The following is a 17281-nucleotide window of genomic DNA, read 5'->3' as shown; positions in this document are numbered from 1 at the left end:
AGGCTGGAACGCGTGACTTCCTCCGCTGCCGCACCGAGCCAGACCGAACCCACCGGGACCGAGACGAGCGACGCCGCGCCCGTGGTCCACGCCAACGCCAACGCCCCCAAGGCGCCCGGCGCGCTGCGCGTGGCCACCGTGAACGTCAACGGCATCCGCGCCGCCCACCGCAAGGGGATGGGCGCGTGGTTCGCCGGACGCGGCGTCGACGTGCTGACCCTGCAGGAGGTCCGCGCCCCGCGCCAGATCGTGGAGGACCTGCTGGAGGACATCACCGGCCAGGACTGGCACGTGGTGGAGACCGAGGCCGCCGCCAAGGGCCGGGCCGGAGTCGCCATCGCCTCCGTCCTGGAACCGCAGGAGGTGCGCGTCGGGATCGGGGACCCGTACTTCCACGATGCCGGCCGGTGGATCGAGGCCGACCTGACGGCCCCGGACGGCAAGGTCCTCACCGTGGTCTCCGCCTACGTGCACTCCGGTGACGTGGGCACGCCCAAACAGGTGGACAAGTACCGGTTCCTCGAGGAGATGATCCGGCACCTGCCCGAACTGCGCTCCGAGAAGGACTACGCCCTCATCACCGGTGACCTGAACGTCGGCCACACCGAGCGGGACATCAAGAACTGGAAGGGCAACGTCAAGAAGGCCGGTTTTCTCCCGGAGGAGCGCGCCTACTTCGACCGCTTCTTCGGCGAGGAGATCGGCTACCGGGACGTGCACCGCGACCTCGCCGGAGACGTGGACGGGCCCTACACGTGGTGGTCCATGCGCGGCCAGGCCTTCGACAACGACGCCGGCTGGCGCATCGACTACCACATGGCCACCCCCGAGCTGGCCGCCAGGGCGACCACCGCGGTCGTGGACCGCGCCCCCAGCTGGGACACCCGCTTCTCCGACCACGCCCCGCTCGTGGTCGACTACCAGTTCTGAGCACTCAGGAGCCGAGATGACCGAGACGACCACTCCCCGTACCCCCGCCCGCCCGACGCCCGCCGACGTCCTGGCCCGGGACACCGCCTCCACGGCCCACCTCGCGGGCGCCGGAACCCGGCACCGCGTGCTGTCCGGCATGCAGCCGTCCGCTGACTCGCTGCACCTGGGCAACTACCTGGGCGCCCTGGTCAACTGGGTTAAGGTCCAGGACGACTTCGACGCCTACTTCTTCATCCCGGACCTGCACGCCATCACGGTGCCCCAGGATCCCGAGGCCCTGGTGAAGCGCACCCGGGTGGCCGCCGCCCAGTACATCGCCGCCGGCATCGACCCCGAGCGCTCCACCCTGTTCGTCCAGTCCCAGGTGCCCGAGCACGCCCAGCTGGCCTGGGTGCTGATGTGCATGACCGGCATGGGCGAGGCCCAGCGGATGACCCAGTTCAAGGACAAGGCCTCCAAGCAGGGGGCCGAGGCGGCCGGCGTCGGGCTGCTGGCCTATCCCATGCTCATGGCCGCGGACATCCTGCTGTACCAGCCGCACGGCGTGCCCGTGGGGGACGACCAGCGCCAGCACGTGGAACTCACCCGCGACCTGGCCCAGCGGTTCAACTCCCGCTACGGGGAGACCTTCGTGGTGCCGGAGGGCTTCTACCCGGTCAACGGGGCCCGGATCTACGACCTGCAGAACCCGCTGGCGAAGATGTCCAAGTCCGCGGAGTCCCAGAACGGGCTGATCAACATCCTCGACGAGCCCAAGGTCATCGCCAAGCGGATCAAGTCCGCCGTCACCGACGACGGCACGGAGATCCGCTTCGACCGCGAGGCCAAGCCCGGGGTGTCCAACCTGCTGTCCATCCTGGCAGCGGTGTCCGAACGGTCCGTGCCGGAACTGGAGGAGGCCTACGCCGGCAGGATGTACGGCCACCTGAAGGTCGACCTGGCCGAGGCCGTGGTGGAGCGACTGGCCCCCATCCGCACCCGGGCCCTGGCCCTGATGGACGACCCGGCCGAGCTGGACCGGCTGCTGGACCGCGGGGCCGCCAAGGCCCGCGAGGTGGCCTCCCCGGTGCTGGCCGACGTCTACGCCAAGGTCGGTTTCCTGCCTCCGGCGCACTGAGGCTTCACGGGACGTTCATCCCGACCGGCCCGACGCCGGCCGGGAGCGGGGTTCCGCCCGTGGATAATGAGAACGGCAAGGTGCCGGAAACCACGGAGGGAATCCCATGTCAGCTGCCGTTCTCGAGACCGAGAACCTGGTCAAGGTCTACGGCCGGGGGGAGTCCCGCTTCGATGCTCTCAAGGGGTTGACCTTCGAGATCCGGCAGGGTGAGTCGGTGGCGATCGTCGGCAAGTCCGGTTCGGGCAAGTCGACCCTGATGCACCTGCTGGCCCTGCTGGACGAGCCGACGGCCGGTGTCGTGGCCATGAACGGCCGCCCGGTCAGCCAGCTCAAGCCTGCCCAGGTCTCAGAACTGCGCAATGAGACCTTCGGCTTCGTCTTTCAGCAGTTCTTTCTCAACGCCAACCAGACCGTGCTGGAGAACGTCATCCTGCCGCTGAAGATCGCCGGCGTGGGCCCGGCCGAGCGCAGGCGGCGCGGCATGGAGGTCCTGGAGCAGCTGGACATGGCGGACAAGGCCAGGAACAGGGCCACGGACCTCTCCGGCGGCCAGAAGCAGCGCGCGTGCATCGCCCGCGCCCTGGTCAACAACCCGTCCGTGCTCTTCGCGGACGAACCCACCGGAAACCTGGACACCGCCACGGGCGAGGTCGTGGAGGACATCCTCTTCGGGCTGCACCGGGATCGGGGCATCACCCTCGTGATCGTCACGCACGACGACGACCTCGCCGCGCGCTGCCAGCGTCGCCTGCTGATGCAGGACGGGATGATCGTGGCCGATGACTCGGGTGAGGCCGTGCGCTCCGCCGGGGCAGGCGTCGGACAGTCGTCCCGGGAGGGCTCCCGCCGGGCGGGCGGGCACGGGAAGCACGCGGCCCCGGTCGTCGTGGACGGGCCGGGACTCAACGAGCCGGGGCCGGACAGATCGGGACCGGACGGACCGGATGCCGGGCCGACGGCGCCGGGCGCCGGGACGGCCGGCAGGGCCGGCCAGGACGATAACGCGGGGGAGGAGCGGGCATGAGGGCCGTCGACATCGCGGGGACCGCGCTCGGCAACACGATGCGGTCCAAGACCCGGACCTTCCTGACGGTCATCGCGATCGTCATCGGCGCCTTCACCCTCACCCTCACCTCGGGTCTCGGGGCGGGCATCAACAAGTACGTGGACACCATGGTGTCCGGTTTCGGCGAGATCGACCAGATCTCCATCATGCCCGGGGTCGACGCCACCGCCCAGATGCCCGGCAGCTCCGGTCCGGTGGCCTACGATCCCGCGGAGGCACAGGCCACCGGTGAGTTCGGGATGACGATGCTGACCGATGAGGACATCGAGACGATCGCCCGGGTCGAGCACCTCTCCAACGTGGAGCCGGTCGTGTTCGTGGCCGCCGAGTACCTGGAGACGGCCGACGGGGACCAGTTCACGCTGCAGTCGATGGACCTGCCGGCCAACGCCGCCGCCCTCGAGCTCGCCGCCGGGGTGAAACCGGCCCGGGACGCCATGGAGATCACCATCCCGGAGACCTGGCTCAAGATCTACGGCACCGAGGACCCGGAGGCAGCGCTCGGGGAGACCGTGACCCTCGGGATCAAGGACCTGGCCCAGCGGGTGCAGACCGTGGACGCGGAGATCGTGGGCGTCTCCCAGGCCGCGATCTCGGGCGTGGGGGCCAGCCCCATGCCCTCCAGCGCGCTCAACGAGGAACTCCACGGACTGCAGACCTCCGGGCTCGAGGTCGAGCAGCCGCAGGCCTACGTGCAGGCCGTGGCCGACGTCGAGGACATGGCCGCCAACGAACAGTCCGTCAAGGCCGCGCTGAGCGAGGAGGGCTTCATGGCGATGACCGTGGAGGACCAGCTCGGCGTCATCACCGGCATCATCGACACCGTCACCTGGGTGCTCAACGGCTTCGCGCTGATCGCCCTGCTGGCGGCCAGCTTCGGCATCGTCAACACCCTTCTGATGTCCGTGCAGGAACGCACCCGGGAGATCGGCCTGATGAAGGCCCTGGGCATGAGCGGCGGCAAGGTGTTCGGGCTGTTCTCCATGGAGGCCGTCATGCTCGGGATCATGGGCTCGGTGATCGGCGTGGGGCTGGGGGTCGTGGTCGGCCTGGCCGGCAACGCCGCCCTCGTCAGCGGCCCGCTGAGCGGGGTGGCCGGGCTGTCCCTGTTCGCCGTGGACCCGATGGCCATCGTGCTGATCGTGCTCCTGATCCTGGCGATCGCCTTCCTGGCCGGCACCATGCCTGCGGCCCGGGCCGCGAAGAAGGATCCGATCGAGGCACTGCGGTACGAGTGACGATCGGGTACGGCCCGGCGTCCGGGCCACAGCACGCATCATTCATCACGTGAGAGGGGAACACCCATGACCGAGAACCCACCCCAGCACCCCGGAGCGGGCGGAACGGACAGCCGGCAGGCCCAGGGCCAGCCACCGTTCGGCGCGCCCCAGCCACCGTTCGGCGCGCCCCAGCCGCCGTTCGGCGCGCCCCAGCCGCCCTACGGTGCGGCCGAGCAGCAGCCGTACCCCGCACCCGGCGGCCCGGGCTCCAGGTACGGCACCACCGCCTACGACCCCGGGGCGGTGGGCCAGGAGATGGCCGAGCCCAAGGGCTGGGCCCGGCTGAAGACGCTGACCCTGGTGTCCTTCGGGATCCACCTGGTCTCCGGCATCGTCGGCCTCGCGGGCCTCAACGAGGACCTGATCCGTGAGACGGCGGCCGCGGAGCTGGAGGCCCAGGGGATGGCGGCGTCCGAGGAGATCATCGAGCAGTCCGTCCAGCTGGGCATGGCCTTCGGCATGGCCACGATGATCGTGAGCATCGTGCTGGGGATCATCCTGTACCTGCTGGTGTTCCTCGGCCTGCGTGGCGGTAAGAACTGGGCACGCATCCTGGGCACGGTGCTGGCAGCGGTCGGTACGCTGTACACGCTCGTCGGCCTGGCCGGAATCGGAATCACCCTGGCGATCTCCCCGGTCATCGGGACCCTGACGCTGATCCTCAGCGTCCTGTTCGTCCTCGTGAACATCTGGTGGATCGTCACGGCGTTCTCCAAGGACGTCAACGCCTACATGCGGGCGCGCTCCGGCCGCTGACGGCACGGTACGCGAAAGCCCCCCGGGACAATCCCGGGGGGCTTTCGCGTGGTGGGGGAGCGGGGTCCCCGGCCCTGTACCGCTAAGGGTTCAGGATGATCAGAACGAACCGGCCAGGACGGCCTGCTTGACCTCGGCGATCGCCTTGGTCACCTGGATGCCGCGCGGGCAGGCCTCGGTGCAGTTGAAGGTGGTGCGGCAGCGCCACACGCCCTCCTTGTCGTTGAGGATCTCCAGGCGCAGGTCCCCGGCATCATCGCGCGAGTCGAAGATGAACCGGTGGGCGTTGACGATGGCCGCCGGGCCGAAGTACTGGCCGTCGGTCCAGAACACCGGGCAGGAGGACGTGCACGCGGCGCACAGGATGCACTTGGTGGTGTCGTCGAACCGCTCGCGGTCCTCTGCGGACTGCAGGCGCTCCTTCGTCGGCTCCGGGCCCTTGTTGATCAGGAACGGCATGATCTCGCGGTAGGACTGGAAGAACGGGTCCATGTCCACGATCAGGTCCTTCTCGACCGGCAGGCCCTTGATGGGCTCCACGAGGATCGGCTTGGACAGGTCCAGGTCCTTCAGCAGGGTCTTGCAGGCCAGGCGGTTGCGGCCGTTGATGCGCATGGCATCGGAACCGCAGATGCCGTGCGCGCAGGAGCGGCGGAAGGACAGGGTGCCGTCCAGCTCCCACTTGACCTTGTGCAGGGCGTCCAGCACGCGGTCGGTGCCGTACATGGTGACCCGCCACTCGTCCCAGTAGGAGTCCTCGGTGGTCTCCGGCAGGTAGCGGCGCACCTTCAGGGTGACCTCGAAGCTCTCGATCTCCCCGGCGCTGCCCTGTTCGCCCAGGTCGACCTTCGAGGGGCCCTCTGCAGGTTCGGTTGCTGTGGTGCTCATCAGTACTTACGCTCCATCGGCTGGTAACGGGTAACGACGACCGGCTTGGTCTCGAAGCGGATGCCCTTGACCCCCTCCATCTCGGAGTTCGGGTCCCGGTACAGCATGGTGTGCTTCATCCACTCTTCGTCGCTTCGGTCCGGGTAGTCCTCGCGATAGTGACCACCGCGGGACTCCTTGCGGTGCAGGGCCGCCACGGTCATGGCCTCGGCCATGTCCAGCAGGTAGCCCAGCTCGAGGCCCTCGAGCAGGTCCAGGTTGAACCGCTTGCCCTTGTCCTGCACCGAGACGTTCTCGTAGCGCTGGCGCAGCGACTCGATCGTGGCGAGGGCGCGGCGGATCGACTCGTCGGTCCGGAACACCTGCATGTCGGCGTCCATGACCTCCTGCAGCTCGGACCGCAGCTCGGACACGCGCTCGGTGCCGGTGGCGGAACGCAGGCTCTCGATGTGCTCGACGGTCGGGGCCTCGCCGTTCTCCGGGAGCTCGACGAACTCGGCGGTGGCGGCGTACTCGGCGGCGTAGATGCCGGCACGACGGCCGAAGACGTTGATGTCGAGCAGGGAGTTGGTGCCCAGGCGGTTCGAGCCGTGCACGGACACGCAGGCCACCTCGCCGGCGGCGTACAGGCCCGGGACCACGGTGTCGTTGTCCTGGAGGACCTCGGCCTTGACGTTGGTGGGGATCCCGCCCATGACGTAGTGGCACGTCGGGAACACCGGCACCGGCTCCGTGTAGGGCTCCACGCCCAGGTAGGTCCGGGCGAACTCGGTGATGTCCGGGAGCTTGGCGTCGATGTGCGCCGGCTCCAGGTGGGTCAGGTCCAGCAGGACGTAGTCCTTGTTCGGGCCGCAACCGCGGCCCTGGCGGACCTCCTCGGCCATCGAACGGGCCACGATGTCACGCGGGGCCAGGTCCTTGATGGTGGGGGCGTAGCGCTCCATGAAGCGCTCACCGTCCGAGTTGCGCAGGATGCCACCCTCACCGCGGGCGGCCTCGGAGAGGAGGATGCCCAGGCCGGCCAGGCCGGTCGGGTGGAACTGGATGAACTCCATGTCCTCCAGCGGCAGACCGTTGCGGTAGGCGATCGCCATGCCGTCACCCGTGAGGGTGTGGGCGTTGGAGGTGGTCTTGAAGACCTTGCCGGCACCGCCCGTGGCGAAGACCACGGACTTGGCCTGGAAGACGTGCAGCTCACCGGTGGCCAGCTCGTAGGAGACGACGCCGGCCACGCGCTTCTGGGTGAACGGGGTGCCGTCGGGGCGGGTGCCGGGCTCGTCGACCAGCAGCAGGTCCAGCACGTAGAACTCGTTGTAGAACTCGACGTCGTGCTTGACGCAGTTCTGGTAGAGCGTCTGGAGGATCATGTGGCCGGTGCGGTCGGCCGCGTAGCAGGCGCGGCGGACCGGGGCCTTGCCGTGATCGCGGGTGTGACCGCCGAAACGGCGCTGGTCGATCCGGCCCTCCGGGGTGCGGTTGAAGGGCAGGCCCATCTTCTCCAGGTCGAGCACCGCGTCGATGGCCTCCTTGGCCATCACCTCGGCGGCGTCCTGGTCCACCAGGTAGTCACCGCCCTTGACGGTGTCGAAGGTGTGCCACTCCCAGTTGTCCTCTTCCACGTTGGCCAGGGCGGCGCACATGCCGCCCTGGGCTGCGCCGGTGTGGGAGCGGGTGGGGTAGAGCTTGGTCAGCACTGCGGTGCGGGCGCGCTGTCCGGCCTCGATCGCCGCGCGCATGCCGGCGCCGCCGGCACCGACGATCACGACGTCGTACTTGTGTACCTGCATTCGTTTGGGATTCTTTCTTCTCGAGAAGTCTCGGGTGTTCTGGGGACGGCCGGGGTCAGAGCGTTGCGCAGAACGCGGGGGAGGCCTCGAGCAGGTTCCCCGCTGCGTCCGTCAGGCACGGCTCGAAGGTGAAGATCACCAGGGTGCCGAGCACGATGATGACGGTGGTCGCCGCGTACAGCACCATCTTCAGCCAGAACCGCACGCCGTCGCGTTCGGCGTAGTCGTTGATGATGGTGCGCACGCCGTTGGTGCCGTGCAGCATCGCCAGCCACAGCAGGGCCAGGTCCCAGAACTGCCAGAACGGGTCGGCCCACTTGCCGGCCACGAATCCGAAGTCCAGCCCGTTGATGCCGTCACCGACCATCAGGTTGGAGAACAGGTGCACGAAGATCAGCACCACGAGGACGATGCCGGACAGGCGCATGAACAGCCAGGTCAGCATCTCGAAATTGCCGGACGTGGTCCGGTCCCGGGTGTACTTCGGGTCGATGCGCCCGCTACGGGGCGCCGCAATGGTGGAATCAGCGGTGGCGCTCATGGCTCAGTGACCTCCGAAGGCGAGCATCAGGTGACGGATGGCGAAGGCGGCGAGGGTGATGACCCACAGGACCACCACGGTCCAGAGCATCGCCTTGTGGTGCTTGGTGCCGCCCTTCCAGAAGTCGACCAGGATGATCCGCAGCCCGTTGAAGGCGTGGAACATGATGGCCCCCACGAGGCCGACCTCACCGATCGCCATCAGCGGGTTCTTGTAGGTGCCGAGCACCGCGTTGTAGGCCTCCGGCGAGACCCTCACCAGTGAGGTGTCCAGCACGTGGACCAGTAGGAAGAAGAAGATGACCACGCCGGTGATCCGGTGGATCACCCAGGACCACATGCCCTCGTTGCCGCGGTAGAGGGTCCCACGGCCGGACTTCGCCGGGGCCTGCGCGGATGTCGCAGTTGACACTGTAAAAACCTCCCAGGGATTGCAAGGGCGCCTGTGCCACGTCCGGTGCGCACAGAGAGAACGCCGGTGCGAGTGCATTCCTCCTAGACAGAGTAGTCCCTCCAGCGCGGCAGGTCTCGACTTTTGACGCGGCATCGCGCGGGTGTGCGGTGGATCACTTGCGGCCCCCGAGGTGCGCGGCGCTGGCCGGGTGCGCCGGGCGGGAGACCTATGCTGGCCGGGTGACCATTGACTCTGAACAGCACGACCCGACCGCCCGGGACCGGGTGGCTGGCCCCGGGCTGGACCGCTTCTACGGCGTGATCCCCGCCGGTGGCGTGGGCACCCGGCTGTGGCCGCTGTCCCGTGCCGCGGCCCCGAAGTTCCTGCACGACCTGACCGGATCCGGACAGACCCTGATCCGGGCGACCTACGACCGCCTGGCCCCGCTGGCCGGGGACCGGATGATGGTCGTCACGGGCGAGGCCCATCAGGACGCCGTCTGGGCGCAGCTGCCGGACCTGGACCGGACGGACATGGTCCTGGAACCGGAGCCCAAGGACTCGGCGGCCGCCATCGGGCTGGCCGCCGCCATCCTGTACCGGCGCGACCCGGAGACGATCATGGGATCGTTCGCCGCCGACCAGGTGATCGGCCCGGTGGAGGTCTTCCAGGCCGCGGTGGTCGAGGCCGTGGCGACGGCGGCCACCGGGCGGATCGTGACGATCGGCATCACCCCGACCCACCCGGCCACCGGTTTCGGCTACATCCGGCAGGGCCAGGCCCTGGACGTGGCCGGGGCGCCGAACGCCAAGGACGTCGCCGCCTTCGTGGAGAAGCCGTCCGAGGACGTGGCCCGGGAGTACGTGGACTCCGGGGAGTACCTGTGGAACGCCGGCATGTTCGTGGCCCCGGTGTCCCTGCTGCTGCAGCACCTGCAGGCGAACGAGCCGGAGCTGCACGCCGGGCTCACCGAGATCGCCACGGCGTGGGGCAGCGCGCAGCAGGACGAGGTGATGGCCCGGGTCTGGCCGACGCTGAAGAAGACCGCGATCGACTACGCGGTGGCCGAGCCGGCCGCCGCGGCGGGCGACGTGGCCGTGATCCCGGGTGACTTCACCTGGGACGACGTGGGCGACTTCGCGGCGATCGCGCGGCTGAACCCCGCCCGGGACTCCTCCGGGATCACCGTGATCGGGGAGACCCCGCGGGTGTACTCCTCGAAGGCCTCCGGCGTGGTGGTCACCGACACCCAGCGGGTGATCGCGCTGATCGGCGTGGAGGACATCGTCGTGGTGGACACCCCGGACGCCCTGCTGGTCACCACCACGGAACACGCGCAGTCGGTGAAGCAGGCCGTCGAGTCGCTCAAGGCGCACGGGGACCACGACGTCCTCTGACGCCGCCCGGCGGTAACATCACTGGGATGACCGCTCGCCATCCTGCCACCGGGGCCATCCCCGTCCTGGACGATCCCGGACTGCCCAGGGTCGCCCCCCTCGTGGACCGCCTCGAGCCGGTCGCGGTGGGGCTGCGGCGTGACCTGCACGCCCACCCGGAGCTGTCCTACGACGAGCACCGCACCACCGCCAGGATCCTGGAGGTCCTCTCCGGCGCCGGGCTCTCGCCGGTGAAGCTCGAGGACACGGGCGCCTACGTCGACATCGGGGAGGGCCCCCTCGTGCTCGGCCTGCGGGCGGACATCGACGCGCTGCCGCTCACCGAGCGCACCGGACTGGACTACGCCTCCCGGGTCGACGGCGTCGCCCATGCCTGCGGGCACGACGTCCACACCGCCGTGATGGCCGGAACGGCAGTGGCCCTGCACGAGATCCTCGCGGGCACCTCCGGTCTGGACCTGGACCCCTCCGCCCTGGGCGGCCGCGTCCGGGTGATCTTCCAGCCGGCCGAGGAGCGGCTGCCCGGCGGTTCCCTGACGGTCATCCGCCAGGGGGTCCTCGAGGGCCTGCCGCGCATCCTGGCCGCCCACTGCGAACCCCGGTTCGACGTCGGCACCCTCGGTACCCGCATCGGGGCCATCACCTCGGCCTCGGACACGATCAAGATCAGCCTGTCCGGACGCGGCGGCCACACCTCGCGGCCGCACGTGACCGAGGACCTCGTCTTCGCGCTGGCGGAGATCGCGGTCAACGTCCCGGCGGTGCTGATGCGGCGCATCGACGTGCGCTCGGCCGTCTCGGTGGTCTGGGGCCAGGTCAACGCCGGGGCCGCGCCGAACGCGATCCCCTCGACCGGTTACCTCGCCGGGACCATGCGGTGCCTGGACGCGGACGTGTGGGAGTCGGCCGGTGACCTGCTGGACGAGGTCGTGCACCAGGTGGCCCGCCCCTTCGGCGTCGACGTGCACCTGGAGCACGTCCGCGGGGTGCCCCCGGTGGTCAACACGGAGGCCGAGACGGACCTGATCGAGGACGCGGCCCGGTTCGAGCTGGGATCCCGCGCCATCCAGCTGACCGAGCAGTCGATGGGCGGGGAGGACTTCGCCTGGATGACCCAGCAGGTCCCCGGGGCCATGCTCCGGCTCGGGACCCGGACCCCGGGCGGCCCGGTGTACGACCTGCACATGGGGGACTACGCGCCGGACGAGCGGGCGATCGGGGTCGGCATGCGGATCTTCACCGCCGCCGCCCTGCGGGCCCTCGCGGGGGCCCAGTAGCGGGGGCGTGACGGTGCAGGCCACCGGCACTGGAATTCTGAAACGATTCCTCCCAAGTTTGGGTAAACTTCCGGGTAACTGTCCGCATCAGGGCACGGACACCACTGTGAGGGCCATCGGTCGGCCCGGAGCAGCACCGGCCAGCCCGGCTGCCCTCCCGCCTCATCACTCGCACCAAAGGATCATCATGGGCACTGCATCTGATCTGTCCCGCAAGGCACTCCTGCCGGCGGCCGTCCTCGGCCTCTCCGGCCTCCTGCTGGCCGGCTGCGGCGCGGCCCCCGAGGAGGAGGCCCCCGGCGCCGGCTCCGAGACCGGGACGGAGAGCGCGAGCACCTCGGCGGTCGGCACCGAGAACTCCGACTACACCGGATGCATCGTGTCCGACCAGGGCGGCTTCGACGACCGCTCCTTCAACCAGTCCTCGTACGAGGGACTGAAGTCGGCCGAGGAGGACTTCGGCATCAAGGTCCGCGAGGCCGAGTCCACGAGCCCCACGGACTTCACCCCGAACGTCAACTCCATGCTCCAGGCCGGTTGCGACACCATCATCGGCGTGGGCTTCCTGCTGGGTGACACCATCAAGCCGATCGCGGCCGCGAACGAGGACACCCACTTCGTGGGCGTGGACGTCACGGACCCGGAGTTCCCGGACAACGTCCAGCGCATCATCTACGACACGGCCCAGGGCGCCTTCCTGGCCGGCTACCTGTCCGCCGGGGTCTCCGAGACGGGCAAGGTCGCCACCTACGGCGGGGCGGAGATCCCCACCGTGACGATCTTCATGGACGGTTTCGCCGCCGGGGTCGAGTACTACAACGAGCAGAAGGACGCAGACGTCCAGGTCCTCGGCTGGAACCGCGAGGCCAAGACCGGCTCGTTCACCGGCGACTTCGAGAACCAGGCCGCCGGCAAGACCAACACGACCAACTTCATCAACGAGGGCGCGGACATCATCATGCCCGTGGCCGGCCCCGTGGGCCTGGGCACCCTGGACGCGGTGACCGAGGCCAACGCCGCGGGCAAGGACGCCAAGGTCGTCTGGGTCGACTCCGACGGTTACCTGACCACGGACCAGGGCGAGGTCATCCTCACCTCGGTGATGAAGCTGATGGGCGAGGCGGTCCACGACGTCATCGAGGCCGACCTGGCCGGCGAGTTCTCCTCCGAGCCCTACGTCGGCACCCTGGAGAACGGCGGCGTCGCGCTCGCCCCGTTCCACGATCTCGACTCCGCGGTCTCCGAGGAGCTCAAGACCGAGCTGGAGGAGATCAAGGCAGGCATCATCGACGGCTCGATCACGGTGGACTCGGACTACTCGCCCGAGTCCTGATACCGTTCCGACAGCCCAGGCGGGGCGGCCCACCACGGCCGCTCCGCCCCCTGTCCGACATCCCTTCACGCAACGGTCCTCGTCAGGACAGATTGGCTGGAGCACGGTGAAACTCGAGCTGCGCGGCATCACCAAGAAATTCGGCGCCTTCACGGCCAATGACTCGATCGACCTCACGGTGGAGTCCGGACAGGTGCACTCCCTCCTCGGGGAGAACGGCGCCGGCAAGTCCACCCTGATGAACGTGCTGTTCGGGCTCTACGAGCCCACGGCCGGAGAGATCCTCGTGGACGGCACCCCGGTCCGGTTCAGCGGCCCCGGGGAGGCCATGGCCGCCGGGATCGGCATGGTGCACCAGCACTTCATGCTGATCCCCGTCTTCACGGTGGCCGAGAACGTCGCCCTGGGTGACGAGCACACCCGCGCCGGTGGCATCCTCGACCTCGAGACCACCCGGCGGCGCATCCGCGAGATCTCGGACCGCTTCGGTTTCCACGTGGACCCCGACGCCCTGGTCGAGGACCTGCCGGTGGGCGTCCAGCAGCGCGTCGAGATCATCAAGGCCCTGGTCCGGGACGCCCGGGTGCTGATCCTCGACGAGCCCACGGCCGTGCTCACGCCGCAGGAGACCGACGAGCTGCTGGACATCATCCGCCAGCTGCGGGACAGCGGCACGGCCATCGTCTTCATCTCCCACAAGCTCCGCGAGGTCAAGGCGATCTCCACCCAGATCACCGTGCTGCGCCGCGGCCGGGTGGTCGGCACCGCGGACCCCGGCGCCGACCAGTCCGAGCTGGCCGCGCTGATGGTCGGCCGTGACGTCGTCCTGAACCGGGCGAAGTCCGCCCCGACCCTGGGGGAGGAGACGTTCACCGTCTCGAACCTCACGGTGCTCAGCCCGGACGGCGTCCGGCTCGTGGACGACGTCTCCTTCGGGATCCGCCAGGGCGAGGTGCTCGCGGTCGCCGGCGTCCAGGGCAACGGCCAGACCGAGCTGACCGAGGCCATCATGGGACTGCACAAGGCCCAGGGCTCGATCCGTCTCGACGGCGAGGAACTGCTCGGCCGCACAACCCGCCAGGTCATCCGGGCCGGCGTCGGGTACGTGCCCGAGGACCGGTCCACCGACGGGCTGGTCGGGCCGTTCACGGTGGCCGAGAACCTCGTGCTCAACCGCTATGACCGGCCCCCGGCCGGCAACGGACTCCAGCTCGACCCGAAGGCGATCCGCCGGCTGGCCGAGAAGCGGGTCCAGGAGTTCGACATCCGCACCCAGGGCGTGGACCTGCCGGTCGGCACCCTGTCCGGCGGCAACCAGCAGAAGGTCGTCATGGCCCGGGAACTGGTGGACGACCTCAAGCTGTTCATCGCCTCCCAGCCGACCCGCGGGGTCGACGTCGGCTCCATCGAGTTCCTGCACGAGCGCATCATCCGCGAGCGGGACTCCGGGACACCGGTCATGATCGTCTCCACGGAACTGGACGAGGTCCTGGACCTGGCCGACCGGATCGCGGTGATGTACCACGGTCGGATCATCGGCATCGTGCCGGGGGACACCTCGCGCGACGACCTCGGCCTGATGATGGCCGGAATCGACCCCGCGGCCAGTCCGCAGGACACCACCCCGAAGGGAGCGACGGCATGAGCGCCGTGACCACGCAGGCCGGTCCGAAGCCCGGCGCGTCCGGGCCGGCGGCCGGCCGGCCGGACGGGGGTTCCGCACTGCGCCACATGATGGCCGGCAACGGCATGGTCACCGTGCTGGCGATCGTGCTGTCCCTGGTCCTCAGCGCCGTGCTGATCATCCTCACCGACGAGGAGGTCCTGGAGGCCCTCGGGTACTTCTTCGCCCGGCCGCAGGACACCCTCGTGGCCGCCTGGGAGGCCGTGGCCGCGGCCTATGCCGCCCTGTTCCGCGGGGCGGTGTTCAACTACCAGGCCGAGGACTTCACGGGCATGATCTACCCGTTCATGGAGTCGCTGACCCTCTCGACGCCGCTGATCATCATCTCGCTGGGCATCGCGATCTCCTTCCGCTCCGGCCTGTTCAACATCGGCGGCCAGGGACAGATGATCTTCGGTGCCATGTTCGCCACCTACTTCGGCGTGCACCTGCAGCTGCCCTTCGGGGTGCACCTGCTGCTGGTGGTCATCATGGGCATCCTCGGCGGTGCCCTGTGGGGCTCGATCGTGGGCATCCTCAAGGCCGCCACCGGCGCCCACGAGGTCATCCTGACCATCATGCTCAACTACATCGCGGTCTACCTCGTGGCGTACCTGCTGCAGACCCCGGTGCTGCAGCGCGAGGGGTCCACGAACCCGGTCTCGGACTTCCTCGAGCCCACCGCCGTGTTCCCGCCGCTGCTGGGGGACTCCTTCCGCCTCCACTGGGGCTTCGTGGTCGCGATCCTCACCACCGTCTTCGCGTGGTGGCTGATCCAGCGCTCGACGATCGGCTTCCAGCTGCGGGCCGTGGGCGCCAACCCGGCGGCGGCCCGCACGGCCGGTGTCTCGGTGAAGCGGATGTACGTGGTGGCGATGGTCATCTCGGGCGGCCTGGCCGGCCTGGCCGGCGTGAGCCAGGTCTCCGGCACCGAGAAGGTCCTCAACACGGACGTGGCCGGCTCCTTCGGCTTCGACGCCATCACCGTGGCCCTGCTGGGCCGGTCCAACCCGGTCGGCGTCTTCTTCGCCGGGCTGCTCTTCGGTGCCCTGCGCGCGGGCGGGGTGACCATGCAGACGGAGACCGGCGTGCCGATCGACATCGTGCTGATCATCCAGTCGCTGATCGTGCTGTTCATCGCCGCCCCGCCGCTGGTGCGCACCATCTTCCGGTTGCCGGCGCCCAGTGCCCTGGAGGCCCGCACCGCGGCGGACCCGGTCACCCAGCCGGCGCTGGCCGGCGCCGCGGCCGCCACCACGACCACCGCCGGCGGCACCGCTCCCGCCGCGGAGTCCGCCGTCGTCGGTGACGCCGTGGGCGTGGCCGCCGGGGACGCGGCGTCCCCGCCCTCCCCGGCCGAGAGCGCCTCCCCGGCCGAAGCGGCCCCCGCCGGCGTCCGGCGGGACGCACCCGACGCCGGCCCGCCACCGGGCGGACGGGGCACGGCATCCCCGACGCAGGACACCACCGGTGAGGAAGGCGAGCAGCGATGAGCACCACCGTCACCGTCCCGTCCGGTTCCGGCGCCTCGCCGGCCGCCGGCCCTGCGCCGCAACCGCAGCGCGAGATCGTCCGGCACTGGGCCACCCCCATCACCTTCGCCGTGCTCACGGTCATCTCCCTGCTGGTGTTCGCCCTGGGCGCCTCGGGCGAGTCCGCCACCTTCCGCATCTCCACCGAGGCCGACGCGGTCCAGATCCCGGACATCGTGGCACCGACCGTGCCCGTGGGCTGGATCATCACCCTCCTGCTGGCCGCACTGACCGTGTGGGGGCTGCTGTCCGTGCGCCGCCGGGGCACGGTCCCCGGCTGGGGCTCGGCGGCGTTCGCGGTGCTGTTCGTGGCCGGTTTCCTGGTGTGGGTGGTCGGTGCCGCCAACACCACCACGGTGTTCCTGACCGGCCTGATCGCCGGCGCCTTCGTCCTGGCCGTCCCGCTGATCTTCGGCTCGATGGCCGGGGTGCTCTCGGAACGGGCCGGCGTGGTCAACATCGCCATCGAGGGCCAGCTGCTGGCCGGTGCGTTCACCGCCGCGGTGACCGGTTCGGTCACCGGCTCGGTCTGGGCCGGCCTGCTGGCCGCGGTCGTGGCGGGCGCACTGGTCTCGGCCCTGCTGGCGGTGTTCTCCATCCGCTACCTCGTCAACCAGGTGATCGTGGGCGTGGTGCTCAACGTCCTCGTGGCCGGGCTGACCAGTTTCCTGTTCTCCACCCTGCTGAGCTCGGACTCGTCCCGCTTCAACTCCCCGCCCCACTTCGAGAGCATCCGGATCCCGGTCCTGGCGGACATCCCGGTCATCGGTCCGATCCTCTTCGACCAGACCGTGCTCGGCTACGGGATGTACCTGATCGTGGCGGCGCTGTACGTGGGGTTGTTCCGCACCCGGTGGGGACTGCGCGTGCGGGCCGTCGGCGAGCACCCCAAGGCCGCGGACACCGTGGGCATCAACGTCCTGCGCACGCGCTACGCCAACGTGCTGCTGGCCGGGGCGATCGCGGGGATGGGCGGTGCGTTCTTCACGCTGGTGAACTCCTCTTCCTTCTCCAAGGAGATGACCGCCGGGCAGGGCTTCATCGCCCTGGCCGCGGTGATCTTCGGTCGGTGGAACCCGATCGGGGCGTTCTTCGCCGCCCTGCTGTTCGGCTTCGCCACCAACATGCAGTTCGTCCTGGCCATCCTCGGCACACCGGTGCCCAGCCAGTTCATGGCGATGCTGCCCTACCTCGTGACCATCCTGGTGGTGGCCGGTCTGGTGGGCAGGTCGCGAGGTCCGGCGGCCGCCGGCACACCCTACGTGAAGGAGTAGCCGTGACCGATTTCTGCAACGACAACCTCGACGAGGCCTTC

At 69.6% G+C, this 17281-nt stretch carries 15 protein-coding genes; 11 read left to right on the top strand and 4 right to left on the bottom strand.

Annotated features, from left to right (window positions below):
• Positions 1-81 precede the first annotated feature (81 nt).
• From Q0283_RS00925 to Q0283_RS00905, 5 genes are all read left to right on the top strand, one after another.
• Positions 82-930 carry an exodeoxyribonuclease III gene (locus Q0283_RS00925; protein ID WP_183528129.1) on the top strand — a complete coding sequence of 283 codons (849 nt, stop codon included), beginning with the start codon at positions 82-84 and terminating at the stop codon, positions 928-930.
• 16 nt (positions 931-946) lie between these two features.
• Positions 947-2050 (top strand): tryptophan--tRNA ligase, encoded by a 1104-nt coding sequence (gene trpS, locus Q0283_RS00920; protein ID WP_010145542.1) that lies wholly within the window; start codon positions 947-949, stop codon positions 2048-2050.
• A gap of 106 nt (positions 2051-2156) precedes the next feature.
• On the top strand, positions 2157-3077 hold the full coding sequence (locus Q0283_RS00915; protein ID WP_183523516.1) for an ABC transporter ATP-binding protein: 921 nt from the start codon (positions 2157-2159) through the stop codon (positions 3075-3077).
• Complete coding sequence (locus Q0283_RS00910) at positions 3074-4357, top strand: ABC transporter permease (RefSeq protein WP_183523518.1); 1284 nt, start codon at positions 3074-3076, stop codon at positions 4355-4357. Before Q0283_RS00915 ends, Q0283_RS00910 begins: the two co-directional genes overlap by 4 nt.
• A 66-nt stretch (positions 4358-4423) precedes the next feature.
• Entirely contained in the window at positions 4424-5155 is a 732-nt protein-coding gene (locus Q0283_RS00905; protein WP_298042024.1) for a hypothetical protein, read from the top strand.
• 99 nt (positions 5156-5254) lie between these two features.
• Here Q0283_RS00905 and Q0283_RS00900 read toward each other — a convergent pair whose 3' ends face one another.
• Genes Q0283_RS00900 through sdhC form a run of 4 tightly spaced genes read right to left on the bottom strand, consistent with a single transcriptional unit; the run spans position 5255 to position 8782 of the window.
• Positions 5255-6043 (bottom strand): succinate dehydrogenase iron-sulfur subunit, encoded by a 789-nt coding sequence (locus Q0283_RS00900; RefSeq protein ID WP_183523522.1) that lies wholly within the window; start codon positions 6041-6043, stop codon positions 5255-5257.
• Positions 6043-7830: a succinate dehydrogenase flavoprotein subunit gene (sdhA, locus tag Q0283_RS00895; protein ID WP_183523524.1), complete on the bottom strand. Its 1788-nt coding sequence runs from the start codon at positions 7828-7830 to the stop codon at positions 6043-6045. The genes Q0283_RS00900 and sdhA overlap by 1 nt, the downstream gene beginning before the upstream one ends.
• Before the next feature lie 55 nt (positions 7831-7885).
• The gene (locus Q0283_RS00890; RefSeq protein WP_183523526.1) at positions 7886-8371 is read right to left on the bottom strand and encodes a succinate dehydrogenase hydrophobic membrane anchor subunit; all 486 of its coding nucleotides are present in this window, start codon (positions 8369-8371) and stop codon (positions 7886-7888) included.
• A 3-nt stretch (positions 8372-8374) separates the two neighbouring features.
• Positions 8375-8782, bottom strand: coding sequence for a succinate dehydrogenase, cytochrome b556 subunit (sdhC, locus tag Q0283_RS00885; RefSeq protein WP_298042019.1), 408 nt, complete (start codon positions 8780-8782; stop codon positions 8375-8377).
• Positions 8783-9009: 227 nt separating this feature from the next.
• On the opposite strand from sdhC, the gene Q0283_RS00880 reads away from it, so the two are divergent.
• From Q0283_RS00880 to Q0283_RS00855, 6 genes are all read left to right on the top strand, one after another.
• A complete protein-coding gene (locus Q0283_RS00880) occupies positions 9010-10161 on the top strand; it encodes a mannose-1-phosphate guanylyltransferase (protein ID WP_298042045.1) in 1152 nt (383 codons plus the stop codon).
• Positions 10162-10187: 26 nt separating this feature from the next.
• A complete protein-coding gene (locus tag Q0283_RS00875; RefSeq protein WP_298042017.1) occupies positions 10188-11438 on the top strand; it encodes an amidohydrolase in 1251 nt (416 codons plus the stop codon).
• A 187-nt stretch (positions 11439-11625) separates the two neighbouring features.
• Positions 11626-12771, top strand: a complete 1146-nt coding sequence (locus tag Q0283_RS00870; protein WP_298042015.1) for a BMP family protein — start codon at positions 11626-11628, stop codon at positions 12769-12771.
• Between the two features lie 106 nt (positions 12772-12877).
• Positions 12878-14416 (top strand): ABC transporter ATP-binding protein, encoded by a 1539-nt coding sequence (locus tag Q0283_RS00865; protein ID WP_298042013.1) that lies wholly within the window; start codon positions 12878-12880, stop codon positions 14414-14416.
• Positions 14413-15927 carry an ABC transporter permease gene (locus Q0283_RS00860; RefSeq protein ID WP_298042011.1) on the top strand — a complete coding sequence of 505 codons (1515 nt, stop codon included), beginning with the start codon at positions 14413-14415 and terminating at the stop codon, positions 15925-15927. Before Q0283_RS00865 ends, Q0283_RS00860 begins: the two co-directional genes overlap by 4 nt.
• On the top strand, positions 15924-17240 hold the full coding sequence (locus Q0283_RS00855; RefSeq protein ID WP_298042009.1) for an ABC transporter permease: 1317 nt from the start codon (positions 15924-15926) through the stop codon (positions 17238-17240). Before Q0283_RS00860 ends, Q0283_RS00855 begins: the two co-directional genes overlap by 4 nt.
• The last annotated feature ends 41 nt before the right edge of the window (positions 17241-17281 follow it).

This window comes from uncultured Citricoccus sp., assembly GCF_937871995.1.
Taxonomy (GTDB): domain Bacteria; phylum Actinomycetota; class Actinomycetes; order Actinomycetales; family Micrococcaceae; genus Citricoccus.
The sequence above is the reverse complement of the archived record's forward strand: the minus strand, read 5'-3'. Positions and strand labels throughout refer to the sequence as shown.